The 16,395-nt window shown below is 70.0% G+C and carries 11 protein-coding genes and 1 riboswitch; of the genes, 7 read left to right on the top strand and 4 right to left on the bottom strand.

The genetic code is table 11. The features are described from left to right. Positions 1-1,380, bottom strand: coding sequence for a cysteine--tRNA ligase (gene cysS / locus AC1HIL_RS22820; RefSeq protein ID WP_413763218.1), 1,380 nt, complete (start codon positions 1,378-1,380; stop codon positions 1-3). A gap of 251 nt (positions 1,381-1,631) precedes the next feature. Between cysS and AC1HIL_RS22825 the strand changes: the two genes are divergently transcribed. From AC1HIL_RS22825 to AC1HIL_RS22845, 5 genes are all read left to right on the top strand, one after another. After that, entirely contained in the window at positions 1,632-2,222 is a 591-nt protein-coding gene (locus AC1HIL_RS22825; RefSeq protein WP_057594467.1) for a tetratricopeptide repeat protein, read from the top strand. A 111-nt stretch (positions 2,223-2,333) separates the two neighbouring features. Beyond that, positions 2,334-2,921: a peptidylprolyl isomerase gene (locus AC1HIL_RS22830; protein WP_082321896.1), complete on the top strand. Its 588-nt coding sequence runs from the start codon at positions 2,334-2,336 to the stop codon at positions 2,919-2,921. Positions 2,922-2,953: 32 nt separating this feature from the next. Then, the gene (locus AC1HIL_RS22835) at positions 2,954-3,466 is read left to right on the top strand and encodes a peptidylprolyl isomerase (protein WP_057594469.1); all 513 of its coding nucleotides are present in this window, start codon (positions 2,954-2,956) and stop codon (positions 3,464-3,466) included. 25 nt (positions 3,467-3,491) lie between these two features. Further along, positions 3,492-4,268, top strand: a complete 777-nt coding sequence (locus tag AC1HIL_RS22840) for a UDP-2,3-diacylglucosamine diphosphatase (RefSeq protein WP_057594492.1) — start codon at positions 3,492-3,494, stop codon at positions 4,266-4,268. 14 nt (positions 4,269-4,282) lie between these two features. Further along, the gene (locus AC1HIL_RS22845) at positions 4,283-5,089 is read left to right on the top strand and encodes a M90 family metallopeptidase (RefSeq protein ID WP_261212804.1); all 807 of its coding nucleotides are present in this window, start codon (positions 4,283-4,285) and stop codon (positions 5,087-5,089) included. Here the strand turns inward: AC1HIL_RS22845 and AC1HIL_RS22850 are convergent. From AC1HIL_RS22850 to AC1HIL_RS22860, 3 genes are all read right to left on the bottom strand, one after another. Further along, positions 5,086-6,381 carry a flavin-dependent oxidoreductase gene (locus tag AC1HIL_RS22850; RefSeq protein WP_479670061.1) on the bottom strand — a complete coding sequence of 432 codons (1,296 nt, stop codon included), beginning with the start codon at positions 6,379-6,381 and terminating at the stop codon, positions 5,086-5,088. The genes AC1HIL_RS22845 and AC1HIL_RS22850 overlap by 4 nt on opposite strands. 103 nt (positions 6,382-6,484) lie before the next feature. Continuing rightward, positions 6,485-9,352 carry a DUF349 domain-containing protein gene (locus tag AC1HIL_RS22855; RefSeq protein ID WP_479670062.1) on the bottom strand — a complete coding sequence of 956 codons (2,868 nt, stop codon included), beginning with the start codon at positions 9,350-9,352 and terminating at the stop codon, positions 6,485-6,487. Positions 9,353-9,577: 225 nt separating this feature from the next. Then, positions 9,578-13,450, bottom strand: a complete 3,873-nt coding sequence (locus AC1HIL_RS22860) for a DUF748 domain-containing protein (RefSeq protein WP_479670063.1) — start codon at positions 13,448-13,450, stop codon at positions 9,578-9,580. 598 nt (positions 13,451-14,048) lie between these two features. Between AC1HIL_RS22860 and AC1HIL_RS22865 the strand changes: the two genes are divergently transcribed. Both AC1HIL_RS22865 and glyA read left to right on the top strand, forming a co-directional pair. Beyond that, positions 14,049-14,915 carry a lytic transglycosylase domain-containing protein gene (locus AC1HIL_RS22865; RefSeq protein WP_057594473.1) on the top strand — a complete coding sequence of 289 codons (867 nt, stop codon included), beginning with the start codon at positions 14,049-14,051 and terminating at the stop codon, positions 14,913-14,915. 44 nt (positions 14,916-14,959) lie between these two features. After that, a riboswitch (ZMP/ZTP riboswitch) is annotated at positions 14,960-15,094 on the top strand. A 41-nt stretch (positions 15,095-15,135) separates the two neighbouring features. Further along, positions 15,136-16,380 (top strand): serine hydroxymethyltransferase, encoded by a 1,245-nt coding sequence (glyA, locus tag AC1HIL_RS22870; protein WP_057594474.1) that lies wholly within the window; start codon positions 15,136-15,138, stop codon positions 16,378-16,380. Positions 16,381-16,395 lie beyond the last annotated feature (15 nt).

A 16,395-nucleotide genomic window follows, 5' to 3' on the forward strand; every position in this document is an offset into this window, starting at 1 on the left:
TCACTGGGCAACGGCCCAGGTGGTGCCGGTGGGCGAGTCCTTGAGCACGATGCCCTGGTCGAGCAACTCCTTGCGGATGCGGTCGGCCTCGGCGAAGTTCTTCGCGGCCTTGGCATCGGCACGCTGTGCGATCAGCACCTGGATGGCCGCGTCGTCGAGCGCGCTGCCCGCCTGCAGGAAGGCCTGCGGGCTGCCCTGCAGCAGGCCGAGCACGCCGCCCAGCGCCTTGAGCAGGCCCGCGACCTCGGCCGAGCGCGTGCGGTTGACCTCGCCCGCGAGCTCGAACAGCACGGCGATCGCCTCGGGCGTGCCGAAGTCCTCGTCCATCGCGGCCTTGAAGCGCGCCGCGTGCGATTGTGTCCAGTCGATCGCCACGTTCGCGGGCGCCACCGCGTCGAGCGCGGTGTAGAGGCGCTTGAGCGAGTTGCGTGCATCGTCGAGATGCACGTTGCTGTAGTTCAGCGGGCTGCGGTAGTGCGTGCGCGCGACGAAGAAGCGGATGGTCTCGGCGTCGTACTTCTCGAGCACGTCGCGGATCAGGAAGAAGTTGCCCAGGCTCTTGGACATCTTCTCGTCGTCGACGTTGATGAAGCCGTTGTGCATCCAGGTGCGCGCGAACGGCGCCTGGCCGGTCGCGCCCTCGGATTGCGCGATCTCGTTCTCGTGGTGCGGGAACTGCAGGTCGGCGCCGCCGCCGTGGATGTCGAAGCGTTCGCCCAGCAGGTCGCAGGCCATGGCCGAGCACTCGATGTGCCAGCCCGGGCGGCCGGGCCCGAACTCGCTGGCCCACTTCACCTCGTCGGGCTCGCTGGGCTTGGCGCTCTTCCAGAGCACCGGGTCGAGCGGATCGTCCTTGCCGTCGAGCACGGCCACGCGCTCGCCCGCATGCAGCTCGTCGAGCGACTTGCCGCTGAGCTTGCCGTAGCCGGGAAACTTGCGCACCGCGTAGTTCACGTCGCCGTTGGGCGCGCGATAGGCCAGGCCCTTCTGCTCGAGCGTGCCGATCATCGCGAGCATCTGCGGAATGAACTCGGTGGCGCGCGGCTCGTGCGTGGGGCGCTCGATGCCAAGCGCATCGGCATCCTCGTGCAGCGCGTCGATCATGCGGTCGGTCAGCGAACGGATGCTCTCGCCATTCTCGACCGCGCGGCGGATGATCTTGTCGTCGATGTCGGTGATGTTGCGCACGTAGGTCACGGCGAAGCCGCTGGTCTTGAGCCAGCGCTGCACCACGTCGAAGGCGATCATCGAGCGCGCATGGCCCAGATGGCAGAAGTCGTAGACCGTCATGCCGCAGACGTACATGCGCACCTGACCGGGCAGCAAAGGGGAGAACTCCTCCAGTTCACGCGAAAGCGTGTTGTAGATGCGCAGACTCATGAGATTCGGAAAGCGTCGTGTCGCGCTCGTGCGATGCGGGCGAACGACGGTGTTTTCAGGGGTGATGGGGCTGTGGCGACGAGGCGGCTGGACAGGGGCCCTCGGCTACAATGCCGGGCAGTATAAACGGCTGCCGCCGAGTCTTCTTCCGGGTGTTTTCGAGCCCTTGCGCAGCGCAAGGCTTGCTCCCGACCCGGCTCCACCCCGCCCCCAATTCCGCGGCATTCGTGCCGCACTTTTGCAGAGGCTTCATGAAGAACGCCGTGTTTCCCAGACTTTCGATCGCCATCGCCCTGCTGTTCGGCCTGTGGGCCTCCGCGGCCCAGGCCAACGACTACGACGACGTCAACCTGCTGCTGCGCCAGGGCAAATCGAACGAGGCGCTGGCCAAGGCCGACACCTACATCGCCGGCAAGCCGCGCGATCCGCAGATGCGCTTCCTGCGCGGCGTGATCCTCACCGAGCAGGGCAAGAAGGACGAGGCCGTCAAGACCTTCACCCAGCTCACGCAGGACTTCCCCGAACTGCCCGAGCCCTACAACAACCTCGCGGCGCTCTATGCCTCGCAGAGCCAGTTCGACAAGGCGCGCGATGCGCTCGAGACCGCGCTCAAGCTCAACCCCAACTACGCCACGGCCGAGGAGAACCTCGGCGACGTGTATGCGCGCCTCGCCGCCCAGTCCTACACCAAGGCGCAGCGCTTCGCGACCACCAACACCAGCGTCGCGCCGAAGCTCGAACTGATCCGCCAGATCTTCACGCCGAAGGCCGAAGCCGACGCGGCCGCGCTGCCCGGCGCCGCGCCCGTGGTGCGCAAGCCGGTGGGCCGCACCAGCAAGTAGGCGACGCGAGCCGCCGTCGAAACGCGGCCTCGCGCCGGAACGTTTTTCGCAGGCTCGCGCTCCCACGGCCAGCCTTCATCTTTTTCATCCCTCGGACACGGAGCTCTTTCCTTGACGATCCAAGCCCTCTCCCGTTTCAGCCGCCGCGGCGCCCTCGTGTTCGCGGCCACCCTCGCCTTCGCCGCCGCGGGCCATGCCCAGGCGCAGCAGCGCGTGAAGCTCGCGACCTCGGCCGGCGACATCGTGGTCGAGCTCGATGCGGCCAAGGCGCCGAAGACGGTCGAGAACTTCCTGCAGTACGTCAAGGACAAGCACTACGACGGCACCGTGTTCCACCGCGTGATCGACGGCTTCATGATCCAGGGCGGCGGCTTCACGGCCGACCTGCAGCAGAAGCCCACGCGCGCGCCGATCCCGCTCGAGGCGAGCAACGGCCTGAAGAACGACAAGTACACGATCGCCATGGCGCGCACCGGCAACCCGAACTCGGCCACCTCGCAGTTCTTCATCAACGTGAAGAACAACGACTCGCTCAACGCCCCCAACCCCGACGGCTACGGCTACACGGTGTTCGGCAAGGTGGTGGCGGGCACCGACGTGGTCGACAAGATCCGCGGCGTCGCCACCGGCAACAAGAACGGCATGCAGAACGTGCCGGTCACGCCGGTCGTGATCCAGTCCGCCACCCTGGCGAAGTAAGCCAGCCCCACCTCTTTCAAGGAGCATCCAGCATGAGCAATCCCCAAGTCGACCTGCACATCCAAAACCTCGGCGTGATCACGCTCGAACTCGACGCCGAGAAGGCGCCGAAGTCGACCGCCAACTTCATCGAGTACGTGAAGAAGGGCCACTACGACAACACGGTGTTCCACCGCGTGATCCCCGGCTTCATGGTTCAAGGCGGCGGCTTCGAGCCTGGCATGAAGCAGAAGCCCACCGGCGCGGAGATCGAGAACGAGGCCAACAACGGCCTGAAGAACGCGGTCTATACCGTGGCGATGGCCCGCACCAGCGCGCCGCACTCGGCCACCGCCCAGTTCTTCATCAACGTGGCCGACAACGGCTTCCTCAACCACACCGCCCCCTCGGCCCAGGGCTGGGGCTACGCCGTGTTCGGCAAGGTGGTCAAGGGCACCGAGGTGGTCGACAAGATCAAGGCCGTGAAGACCGGCCGCAAGGGCTTCCATGACGACGTGCCGCTCGAGGACGTCGTGATCGAGAAGGCCGTCGTCGTCGGCGAATGACGACAGGGCCGGCGGCGGCATGAGCATGGCAGCCACTGCACCCGCGGCCTTCGCGGAACTGGTGGCGCCTGCCTCCTGGCGCACCGTCGACCTGATCTCCGACCTGCACCTGCAGGCCGGCGAGCCCGCCACCTTCGAGGCCTGGCGCGGCTATCTCGAGACCACGCCGGCCGACGCGCTGGTGATCCTCGGCGACCTGTTCGAGGTCTGGGTCGGCGACGACGCGGCCGACGAGCCGGGCTTCGAGGCCCAGTGCGCCGAGCTGCTGCGCCGCACGGCCGCGCGGCTGCCGGTGTTCTTCATGCACGGCAACCGCGACTTCCTCGTCGGCGCCGCGCTCGCGGCCCGAAGCGGTCTCACGCTGCTCGACGATCCCACGGTGCTGGTGCTGCACGGCGAACGCTGGCTGCTGAGCCATGGCGACGCGCTGTGCCTGGACGACACCGACTACCTGCGCTTTCGCGCCCAGGTGCGCACGCCCGAGTGGCAATCGGCCTTTCTCGCGCGCCCGCTCGCCGAGCGCCGCGCCCTCGCGCGCGCGATGCGCGTGCAGAGCGAGGACCGCAAGCGCGATCCCTCGGTGGTCTGGGCCGACGTCGATGCCGATGCGGCGCGCGACTGGCTCGCGCGTGGCAACGCACGCACGCTGATCCACGGCCACACGCACCGCCCCGCCGACCACGACCTCGGCGGCGGCCTGCGCCGCCTCGTGCTCAGCGACTGGGATGCCGCCGCGCATCCGCCGCGCGCGCAGCTGCTGTGCCTGTCCCCGGCGGGCGCCCAGCGCGTCGATCTGCGCTAGACACACCCCACGCGATGCTCGACTGGCTGCGCCGCCTGCGCCATCCGCGCGCCCTGCCCCCGATTCCCGAAGCCGCCTGGCAGGCCACGCTCGCGCGCTATGCCTTCCTGGCCGAGCGCCCGGCCGCCGACGTCGAGCGGCTGCGCGTGCTCACGGCGCAGTTCCTGCGCGACAAGCAGTTCCATGGTGCCCAGGGCTTCGTCATCACCGACGAGGTCGCGCTCGCGATCGCGGCGCAGGCCGTGCTGCCGGTGCTGCACCTGCGCGGCGGCCTGGTCTGGTACGACGATTTCGTCGGCATCGTGGTGCATCCCTCCGAGGTGGTCGCCCAACGCAAGGTGGTCGACGAGGCCTCGGTGGTCCACGAATACGAGGAAGTCGTGGCCGGCGAGGCCATGGACCACGGTCCGGTGATGCTGAGCTGGCAGGACGTGCTCGCCAGCGGCGCCACCAGCGAGGGCGGCTACAACGTGGTGATCCACGAGTTCGCCCACAAGATCGACATGCGCGGCGGCGATGCCGACGGCTGCCCGCCGCTGCCGCCGGGCTTCGCGGGCAGCCGCAATGCGCGCGAGGCGCGCGCGGCCTGGCTCGGCGTGCTGCAGCCCGCCTACGAGGCCTTCCGCGAGCAGACCATCATGGCCGAGCGCTTCGGCGCCGAGCCGCCCTGGCTCGACGACTATGGCGCGACCTCGATCGGCGAATTCTTCGCGGTGGCCTGCGAGGCCTACTTCGTGAACCGCGCGAACTTCGGGCGCGACTTTCCGGGCGTGCTCGAACTGTTCGACCGCTTCTTCGGCCCGCCGCCGAGCCGAGGCTAGGCGGCGATCCTCGCGCCCGGCGCGATCGTCGACGGCGCCGCGTTGAGGGTCTCGATCGCGAAGCCGGCCGCGGCCTTGTAGCGCGCCATGTAGGCTTCGCGCTCGGCCGCCGGAATGACCTGCTCGATGTCGTCGAACACGCCGCCGCAGCGCTCGTCGACCAGGCCCAGCAGGCCGAACGGACCGGCACCGCGGTTGCGCAGCACCAGCGCCGAGATGTCGGCGCACAGGCGCTCGTCGTAGGCGCGCAGCGCGGCCGGCGTCACGCCGTGCGAGAGCATGGAGGCGCCGAGCACGCGCGCATCGACGATGGCCTGGCTCGCGCCGTTGGAACCCACCGGGTACATCACGTGCGCTGCGTCGCCGAGCAGCGCGACATGGCCGTCGACCCAGGTCGGCACCGGGTCGCGGTCGATCATCGGGTACTCGAAGACCTCCTTCGCACCGCGCAGCATCGAGGGCACGTCGAGCCAGCCGAAGTCCCAGCCCTCGAAGTGGTGGGCGAAGTCGCTCAGTTCGACGCGCCGGTTCCAGTCGCCCTGCGTCCAGCCCTCGGCGTTGTCGACCGTGATCTCGGCGATCCAGTTGATGGTGGCCAGGCCCGTGGCGGGATCGGGCGGCGAGATCGGATAGAGCACCACGCGATGCCGCAGCGAGCCGACGCCGACGAAGGACGCGCCGCTGCGCACCGGCACGCCCGGCGTGGTGCCGCGCCACATGATGGCGCCGCCCCACTGGATCGGCGGCTGCTGCGGATGCATCTGCGCGCGCACCGCCGAATGCAGGCCGTCGGCCGCCACCAGCAGGCGGCCCTCGACCTCGCTGCGCTGGCCGTCGCGCGACTCGACCAGCGCGGTCACGCCCTGCTCGCCGTTGCGATAGCCCGTGACCCGCTGGCCGAGCTGGATCGCATCCGGCCCGAGCCGCTCGAGCGCCGTGCGATACAGCAGCATCTGCAGCTCGCCGCGATGCAGCGAGTACTGCGGCCAACGGTAGCCCGCGCGCAGTCCGCGCGGCTCGGCATAGACCTCGTTGCCGTTGCGCCCGACCAGCGCCCATTCGCGCGCCTGGATGCCGATGCGGTCGAGCAGGTCGTTGCCGATGCCGAGCTCGTGCAGTTCGCGCACCGCGTTGGGCTGCAGGTTGATGCCCACGCCCAGCGGCTGCAGCGCGGGCACCGCTTCGAGCACGCGGCAGGGCACGCCGATCTGGTGCAGGGTCAGCGCGAGCGAAAGACCGCCGATGCCGCCACCGGCGATCAGTACGGGAGATGCGTCAGGAGTGGAGGCCATGCGGCGATCGTCGGAAGTCGGAAAAAGGAAAGGCCGCACGAAGCGGCCCGAGGAATGCCGGGCTCGCCACGGGCGCCCGGGCCCGCGGCGGCGCGTCGGCCGCTTACTTGCGCAGCAGCGCCTTCAGCGCGTTCTGCAGGCGCCGCGCGCTGGTCACGTCGTGCGCAGCGGCCAGCACCTTGCCGGCATCCTGGCCCCAGGTCTGGGCCGGCGCCGGATCGCCGCGCTTGGTCAGCAGCTTGAGCTGCAACGCACGGCGTGCTTCGAGCTGCTCGGCGGGCGTGGGCACTTCGGCGGCCATCTCGAGGCGCAGCAGCGCTTCGGCGGCCTCGTCGGCACGCGCGGCCGGCGAAGCGCCGATTGCCTGCGACCAGCTGCTGCGCACCGCGGGCGTGACCGCGCGGCCGAGTTCCTGCACGCTCGGCAGGCGCGCGGCATCGCGCTGCTCCCAGGCGCCGAGCACCTGGGTCAGCGCTTCGCCGTGGGCCTGGGCCGCCAGCTTGCGCAGTGCCATGTCGGCACGCTCGAGCGCCTCGCGCTGGGCACGGAAGGCGGTGTCGCCCAGGCGAGGACCGCGGTCCTCGCGCGGCGGGTAGTCGCCGAAGCGGCCGCCCGGTGCGCCACGGTCGCCGCGATCGCCACGGCCATCGGGGCGCGGACCGCCACGGTCGCCGCCCGGACGGCCAGGGCCGCCGGGACCGCCGGGTCCGCGCCGGTCGCCGAAGCGGCCACCGCCGCGGGCCGCGGGTGCCGCGGGTTCGGACTTGCGGTTGCCCGGACGGTCGTCGCCGCGCACGGCCACCACCGGACGGGGCGCGGGCTTGGGCGGCGCGGCCGGCGCCGGGGGTTCGGCCGCGGCGGCTTCGCCGGCATCGTGCGCCGCGCTGTCGGCACGCGCCGAGGCGTCGGCACCGTCGGCCGGAGCCACCAGGTCGGGCGCGGCGGCGGATTCATGGGCCGGCACGGCCGCGGGCGAAGCCTCGGCATCGCGGGGCGACGGCGCCTGCTCGGCGCTCTCGCCGAATTCGGCGGCCGCCTGGTCCGGTCCAGCCACCTCGGTCGCGCCGACCGCCGGGCCGTCGCCCGATGCGGCCCGTTGCGGCGCCGGTGCCGGAGGCGGCACCTCGCCGCGCAGCGCGGCTTCGAGCTGGGCGATGGCGGCGCGGATCTTCTGCGCGTCGCCGCTGGCATTGGCCGCGTCCAGCGCCTTCGAGGCGTTGAGCACGTGGCGATCGCGTTCGCTCATCGCGGCGGACGCCTTCTCGCGCTCGGCCGACTTGCGGTTGAAGGCTTCGTCGATGGGCGCGCGGAAGGCATCCCAGAGCTTTTGTTCCTGGCGGCGGTCGAGCGGCACGCCCTGCGCCTCGGCCTGCCAGCGCTGCTGCAGCGCCTTGACGGCGTCGATGCGCAGCACGGGCTGGGCACCCAGTTCCGTGGCTTCGGCGATCATGGCCTGGCGGCGTTCGATGCTGGCCTTCTGGGCGGTCTCGAACGGCGCGCGCGCGGCGCCGAAGGCCTCGTTCCACTGCGGCTGCAGCTCGGCGAACACCTTCTCGCCCACGTGGCCGGCGTCGCGCCAGCGGTCGGCGAACTGGTGCAGCGCGCGGTTGTGCGCCTTCAGGTCGGTGGCGCCCGCGTGTTCGGCGGCCCAGGCCTTGACCTCCTCGATCAGGGCCACGCGCAGCGCGCGATGCTCGGCCGCGTCGGCGCGCACCTTCTCGAGCCAGGCCTCGACCACCTTGTGGGCCTCGTTGCAGGCTTCGTCGAAGCGCTTCCACAGCGCATGGTTCGGCACGCCGCCCTGGTCGGCCTGCTTCCACTGGTCGCGCAGGGTGCGCAGGGTTTCCTGCATCTTGCGGCCGCCCAGGGCCTGGCCTTCGGGGCGCTTGAGCAGGCCCTCGGCCTTGGCGACGAGGTCCTCGCGCACCTTGTCGGCGCTCCAGCGCTGCCAGCCTTCGAGCTCGCCGGCCGCCACCAGCGCGGCATGCACGCGCGCCTCGAGCGGGGCCTCGACCAGCTTGCCGTGTTCCTTCAGCACCGCGCGCAGCGCGGCGGCGGCGCCGGCGCTGGCCTTGCCATGGCCTTCGGCGGTTTCCTGCTCGAGCTTGGCCAGCGCGGCCTGCACGGCCTCCTGCGCGGCGGCACGCACCGCGGGGTCGACCTTGGGTGCCGGCGGACGCGCGGGTGCGGCGGCCTTGGGCGCGACGGCCTCGCCGCGCGCGGCGCGCAGTTCGTCGGCCCAGACGGGCACCGGCGGCAGCGGCGCGGCGGCATCGGCCGCGGCGGCGATGGCCTGCGCCAGCGCGCTGTGGAAGGCGTCCGACACCACGAGCAGCTGTGCCTTCGAGGCTTCGAGCTGCGGCGCGAACTTGGCGTCGAGGCTGGTCCAGTTGGCGTCGGCGGCGATGTCGGCGGCCTGCTGCTGCCAGTGCGTCACGTCGGTGCGCAGCGATTCCTCGGCGACCTGCGCATCCTTCCAGCCCTTGGTCGACAGCACCTCGAAGCGCTGCGCCAGCAGCACGGCGGCCTCGCGGTGGACCTGGGCGCGGTGCTGCAGGTCCTCGATGCCCTTGATGCGCTCGGCCAGCCGTGCCTTGAGGCCGGCCAGCGGCTCGCGCGACAGCGGCGCGCCAGCCTTGGCGGCATCGCGCTGCCAGGCGAGCGCGTCGGCGATGTTGAGCTTGGACTGGCCCAGCAGGCCCTCGGCCTTCTGCGCCCATTCGGCGGCGATGGCCTCCTGCCCCTTGGCGCGCTTGAGCTCGTCGAGTTTCTCGCGCAGCAGGCGGGCGGCGCCCTTGTCGCGGCCGCTCAATTCCTTGAAGACTTCCTGCATCTGCTCGGGTGCCGGATTGCTCGCGAGCCAGTCGCGGATGCGCGAGGCACGTTCGCCCGAAGTCGGCGCGGTGAAGGCGCCGCCGGTCAGCGAATCGAGGGCCTGAAGGTCGTGTGGCTTGGAAGAATTAGAGGTCACGTGCGCGAGATCGTTGTCTGAAGAGAGAAAGCGAAGGCGCCGGCAGAGGCCGGCGCAGACCGCCATTTTGACCCACTTGCCGCGCGCCGTCGAAATCCACCTTGCGGCGCGACCCGGCGATGCGGCGAAACGACGCCGGGGCCGGGGGCGCCGCAGGGGAAAACGGTGCCTGCATATATAGCAATGCACCGCAGAAAACCAAGGGCCCCGGGGCCCCGCCGGCGCTCAGCGCATCGCGAGCTTGAGCTCGGCGCCCGGCTTCCAGTCGTCGCCGCTGGCCGTGGTGCGCACCGCGCCGAGGAACAGGCGCTCGCTCGTCAGCTTCTGCGAGAGCAGATAGTCGCGCACGGCGGCCCCGCGCTCCACCGCCAGCTGGCGCATCGACTCCTCGTCGACCGGCACGCTCGCGAGCAGCAGGTTCTCCATCTCCTTGAGCGGCAGGTCCTTGGCCAGGCCGACCATGTTGCGCGGCTTGGTGATGTCGGCGCGCTTGTAGACGGCGGTCAGCAGCGCGGGGTACTCGGCGTCGGTGACCGGCGGCACGTCGGTGCCGGCCTGGCCGCCGCGCACCGCGGCGCGGCGCTTTTCGGCCAGGGCCATCTGGCGCACGCGCTGGCGCTGGTAGGCATCGCGCTCCTTCTCGAGGCTGGAGGTGCCGATCACGGTCATCTCGAGCGTCGGCCGGTCGACCAGCGCCTTCACGACCTTGTCGAGGCTCTCCTTGGCCGAGGCGCTCAGCACCGAGCTGCCGGCCTCGAAAGTGATGGTGCTCGACTCGCCGCTGCCGCCGCCGCCCAGGCCGCCGGTCAGCAGGCTGAACGGCGCGGTGACGGCCTTCACGATCAGGTTGACCACCGCCTTGAAGATCAACGGCCCGATGCTGAACTGCGGATCGTTGAGCGAGCCGCGCAGCGGCAGGTCCACGTCGATCACGCCGTTGCGGTCGGCCAGCAGCGCCACCGCGAGCTTGACCGGCAGGCTGTTGGGCGCGCCGGCGACCTCCTCGCCGAACTGCAGCTGGTTGAGCACCAGCTTGTTGGTGGCGGTGAGCTGGCCGTCGGGCGCGATCTTGTAGTTGACGTCCATGCTCATCTTGCCGCGCTCGATGCCGTGGCCGGCGTAGCGCACCGAGTACGGCGACAGCGGCGCGAGGTCGAGGTCGCGCATCTTCGCGGTGATGTCGAGCTCGAGCGGCTTGGCCAGCGGATTGAGCTTGCCGGTGATCTCGAGCGCCGCGGTCTGCTGCGCCTTGCCGCGCAGCTCGAGCTCGGCGAGTGCCGGCCGGCCGCCCTGCCCGTTCGGCGGATTCGACGAGAAGGAACTGAGCTTGCCGGTCAGCTCGCTGAGGTCGGCCGAGTAGTTGGGCTTGACGAACAGGTCGGTGAAGTCGATCTTGCCGTTGACCAGGCTCATCGGGCCGAAGTTGATGACGGGCGCCGGGCCGCTCGGTGCGGCGGGCGCGGCCTGGGCCACCGCGGCGGGCGCGGAAGCCGGTGCCACCGGCGTCGAAGGCCCGCCGACCATCAGCTCGGCCGGCACCGGTGCGCCGCCGCCCGCGGGCCGCTCGGATCCGCGCGTGGTGGTGGTCGTGCCGCCCAGGCTGCGGCGCGAACGGGTCTCGGCCGTCGTGGCGGCGGCGGCCTTGGACTCGGCCTCGCCCTTCTTCGTGAGGCTCAGCAGGTTGAGCTGGCCGCTGGGATCGATGATGACCCGGGCGAAGAAGTCGGTCAGCGTGGTCTCGCGCACGTCGACCGTGGGCGCCGCGTTGGGCTCCAGGCCCACCTGCAGGCCGCGCAGGCTCAACGTCTTCCAGCTCAGCAACTGGTTGTCGTTGCGGTCGAAACCCGGCGACTGGGTCAGCGACACGCTGTTGGCGCGGAAGTCGTCGAGCGCCGTGTCGCCCGCGAGCTTCACGCTCATGCCGGCCGGGGCGCTCGCGTAGTTCACGCTGCCGCGGTAGCTGACGAAGGCCCGGCGGATGTCGACGTTGAGCGCGTCGGCGTAATAGGCCTTGAACGCATGGGCCGGGAACGAAGCCACCTCGAGCCGGCCTTCGGCGGCCAGCGGCTTGAGCACGATATGGCCCTTGTAGTCGAAGCGGCCTGGATCGGCGCGGCGGCCCGAGCCGATGCGGCCCGACACCTGCAGCGGCGACTTGGTGGCGGTTTCGGGGGCGAGCTTCTGGGCATTGAGCTTGAAGGCCGTGATCTCGACCGCGACCGGCGTGGCCCCGGCCTTGTCGGCGTAAGAGAGGCTGCCGTTGTCGACCGCGAGCGTGCCGACCGTGAGTGCCCAGGGCCTGGTGTTGGTGCCCGGCGGCGCCGATTCGGGGCCGCTGCCGGCCGGCTTGGGTGCCGCCACCTTGGCTTCGGCTTCGGGCTTGCCGCCCGCGCCGGCCGGCGTCTTGAGCCAACGCTCGAACATCCAGCGCTTCTCGCTGTCGCGCTCGATGCTGAGCTTGGGATTGGTGGCGGTGAAGGTGCCCACGGCCAGCGTGTGCTTCGCCATGTCTACCTCGGTATCGAGCAGCTCGAAGCGGCCGACGCTCGCGAGCGCGGTCTTGGCCTGGGTCAGCGCGAGGTTGTCGGCCGCCACCCGCCTGGCCTTGAAACGCAGGTCCGGCGGGGCCCAGGCGATGTCGATCTGGCCGCTGAGCTTGCCGTCGAGCGTGGGCTCGAGGCTGTGGGCCAGGTACGGCGCGGCCAGCGACAGCGGCAGCGCCTCGACCTCGGTCTGCACGTCGGCCGCCTTGTCGGTACCGCTGCCCTTGAACTTGAGCGTGGCGCCGCCGACCGCGGTGCTGCCGCTGAACTGGGCCGGCTTCTCCATCGGCCAGGTGATGGCGGTGACGTCGAGGCCCAGATCGGTGACGTCGATGGAAGCGCCGGGCTGCACGGTCTCGTCGCGCCAGCCGATGCGCCCGCCGCTGAGGGCGACCTTGTCGACCTGGACCTTGAGCACGGGCTTGGGCGCCGCCACGCCCGCGGCACCGCTGGCGGCACTGGCAGATGAAGCGGGCGGTGCCGGCGGCTTGGCCGCGACCACCTTCTCGGTCTGGCCGGTGGCCGGATCGCGCGCCATCAGGTTGAGCTGGCCCGAGGCATCGCGCGCCACCACCAGTTGCGGGCTCGCCAGCGCGACCTCGCTGAGGTGGAACACCGACTCGAGCGGCCGCACGTCCGCCAGCGCAAGCTTGAGCGAGTCGAAGGCCAGCAGGTCGCGCCCGCGCGCGTCGGCCAGCTTGGCGCCGTGCGCCTCGACCGTGCCGGTGACCTTGAGGCCCACCGTGGCGGCCTGCTGGAAGTCGATCTTCAGGTCGGCGTCGAGGCTGCCGGCCTGCAGTTGCACCGGCATGCCGCCCGGGATGTAGCCCAGGTAGGGCACGAGATCGAGCCCCTTGAACTGCACGTGGGCATCGGTCTTGCGGCTGGCGGCGAAGGGGGTCGACTGCGCGGCCGAGTCGAACTTGCTGCCGTTGAGCGCGAAGGCCAGCTTGGGCTCGGTGTTGACCTCGCGCTGCGAGGCCAGGTTGCTGAGGAACGGCACCTTGAGCACGAAGTCGCGCAGCTCATGGCGGCGCTTGACGGTCTGGTCGTCGAAGTCGACCGCGCCCTCGGTGATCGCGATGTTGTAGATGGCGAAGCGCGCGGGCTCGGCCTTGGGGTCGGGCGGCGGGCCGGAGGCCAGCTTGGCGAGGATGTCGTCGATGTCGTACTTGCCGTCGGCCTGGTGGGTCAGCAGGATCGCCGGCGCCTCCACGCTCACCGCATCGATCACGGGCGCGAGGCGAAAGATCGACTGCAGCTCGGCATCGGCATAGATGCGCCGCACGGCGAGCTGGGTGCCCTTGCCGTCCGCGGTGGCGATGCGCAGGTTGTTGAGCGTGAGCTCGAGGGTCCAGGGCTTGAAGCCGATACGCTCCACCGTGACCTGGCGGCCCAGCTTCTCGCTCGCGATCTTCTGCAGCTGGCTCTTGGCGATCGGCGGCACCGCCAGCCAGGCCAGGACCCAGAGGCCCAGAAGCACCAGCAGTGCAACGATTCCGCGTCGCACCCATTTGTTCTTCCTTAAGCTTTGTATCGAGGCGGCTGCATTCATTCGCGCGAGTGTGCCCCAAACAGATGCCAAGCCAGAAACAAGAAAGCCCGGCGACGCGACGAATGTCATGTCACCGGGCTTGATGGCGGGCATACGACCCATTGCCATCGTTTCGCTCGACCGGAAGTCGATGGTTCCTGTCGTGCTGGCGGCAAGAGATTGCCGCCGTGGTTCCTCCGCCGTTCGGCCCCGGCTCGCACCGTGACCGGCTGGCTTCGGAAAGCACCTGAAAACCTCAGGCCCGTTCAGCTTAGGCGGCCTTCCCCGGCTTTTCAAACCCGATGTTGCAAGGGATTTCCCTTAAGAAAGACGCCGTCTCGCGGGTCGGTTTGAAACATTTGTTCGACAGTTTTAAGAATTAAGACGGAATTCCTTATGCTTGACCGGGTATTTAGCAACGATAGAATCCCGCCTGCTCCGGACGCCCGACGCGACGGAGCCACCCTGTATCCGCTGCCGACTCCCCCCGGCTTGATCAGGCGGCCGCGCACCTTATCCCCCGAGCGCGGAACCTGATTGGTACCAATCCAAGCGCCGCTGCCTCCATCCCATCGCCCTTCCCGGCGCTGCGACAGGTGCCGCACAGAAAGGAAGAGCGATGAACAAGGCGTTTGATGCCACGGCCCGCGGGCTGAGGACATTCGTGTCCGATGTGGCAGACGGCTTTTTTGAAATCACGCACAACGGTTTCGCCCTGCTGGGCCTGGCCATCGTGTTCGCGGCCCTCGCCCTCGTGGCGCGGCCCGACCTGCGCCATCAAGGCGAGGAACAACTCATGGGCTGGCTGCAGTCGCGCAAACCCGCGCCCGAAGCCACCGACCTCGAGCCGACCGCGATCGAGCGCACGACGGCCGCGAGCCCCGGCGACCTGCCCAAGCAGCAGGCCGCCGTGGCCTACTGGCTCAGCAAGAAGTACCGCGTCGCGGCCGAGCCGCTGAGCGTGCTCGTGGCCGAGGCCTACAACATCGGCAAGCACACCAAGCTCGACCCGACGCTGATCCTCGCGATCATGGCGGTCGAGTCCAGCTTCAACCCGTTCGCGCAGAGCCAGGTCGGCGCGCAGGGGCTGATGCAGGTCATGACCCGCGTGCACGGCGACAAGTACGAGCCGGCCGGCGGCACGCTGACCGCCTTCGACCCCGTCACCAACATGCGGGTCGGCGTGAAGGTGCTGCAGGAATGCATCGCCCGCGCCGGTTCGCTCGAAGGCGGCCTGCGCTACTACGTGGGCGCGGCCAACCTCGAGGACGACGGCGGCTACGCCGGCAAGGTGATGGCCGAGCGCGAGCGCCTGCTGCAGGTGGCCAGCGGCCGCGCGCCCTCGCCGTTCGCGCCGACGCCGCCGGTGCTGCGCCCGCAGCCGCTGCCGATACCGGTGGTAGCCCCGGCCAAGCCCGACGAGACGACCGAGCCGGCCAACGGCCCGACGCCGCCCAAGGTGGCGCTGCTGTCCGCCGTCTCCTGAATCTCCTTTCGCGCGCCGCCGGGCCAGCCCGATCCGCTACACTCGGCCCGGTACGCGACTGGCGATAGGCGCGGTGCCGACGAGGCACCCGCGCTGACGTGGACTACCACTGGGAAGCGTACCGCCCGCGACGTCGCTCCAGACGCGCGGGCGATCAGCCGTTCGCCTGGGCAGCCCTTGTTTGGTTGAAGAACAAGGACCTCGTCTTCAAAGGACTGCCATGTACCAACGCAACATCCTGGTCGAACAGACCGATCCCGAAATCTGGGCTGCCATCCAGGCCGAAAACGCGCGCCAGGAACACCACATCGAGCTGATCGCGAGCGAGAACTACGCCTCGCCGGCCGTCATGGCCGCGCAGGGCTCGCAGCTCACCAACAAGTACGCCGAGGGCTACCCGGGCAAGCGCTACTACGGCGGCTGCGAGCACGTCGACGTGGCCGAGCAGCTGGCCATCGACCGCGTGAAGCAGATCTTCGGCGCCGAAGCCGCCAACGTGCAGCCCCATTGCGGCGCCTCGGCCAACGAGGCCGTGCTGCTGGCCTTCCTGAAGCCCGGCGACACCATCATGGGCATGAGCCTGGCCGAAGGCGGCCACCTGACCCACGGCATGCCCCTCAACATGAGCGGCAAGTGGTTCAACGTGGTGAGCTACGGCCTGGATGCCAACGAAGCCATCGACTACGACGCGATGGAGCGCAAGGCGCACGAGCACCAGCCCAAGCTGATCATCGCGGGCGCCTCGGCCTACTCGCTGCGCATCGACTTCGAGCGCTTCGCCAAGGTGGCCAAGGACGTGGGCGCGATCTTCATGGTCGACATCGCCCACTACGCCGGCCTGGTGGCCGCGGGCGTCTACCCGAACCCGGTGCCGCACGCCGACATCGTGACCTCGACCACCCACAAGAGCCTGCGCGGCCCGCGCGGCGGCATCATCCTGATGAAGTCGCAGCACGAGAAGGCGATCAACAGCGCGATCTTCCCGGGCCTGCAAGGCGGCCCGCTGATGCACGTGATCGCCGCCAAGGCGGTGGCCTTCAAGGAAGCGCTGTCGCCCGAGTTCAAGGCCTACCAGCAGCAGGTGGTCAAGAACGCCCAGATCGTGGCCGAAACGCTCACGCAGCGCGGCCTGCGCATCGTGAGCGGACGCACCGAAAGCCACGTGATGCTGGTCGACCTGCGCGCCAAGGGCATCACCGGCAAGGAAGCCGAGGCCGTGCTGGGCAGCGCCCACATGACCATCAACAAGAACGCGATCCCCAACGACCCAGAGAAGCCGATGGTGACCAGCGGCGTGCGTGTCGGCACGCCGGCCATGACCACGCGAGGCTTCAAGGACGAAGAGGCCCGCATCACCGCGAACCTGATCGCCGACGTGCTCGAGAACCCGCGCGATGCCGCGAACATCGAGGCCGTGCGCGCCAAGGTCCATGCGCTGACCAGCCGTTTCCCGGTCTACCGCTGAACCCGAAGAAGAAGC

It is taken from the genome of Variovorax sp. ISS6 (genome assembly GCF_056523145.1).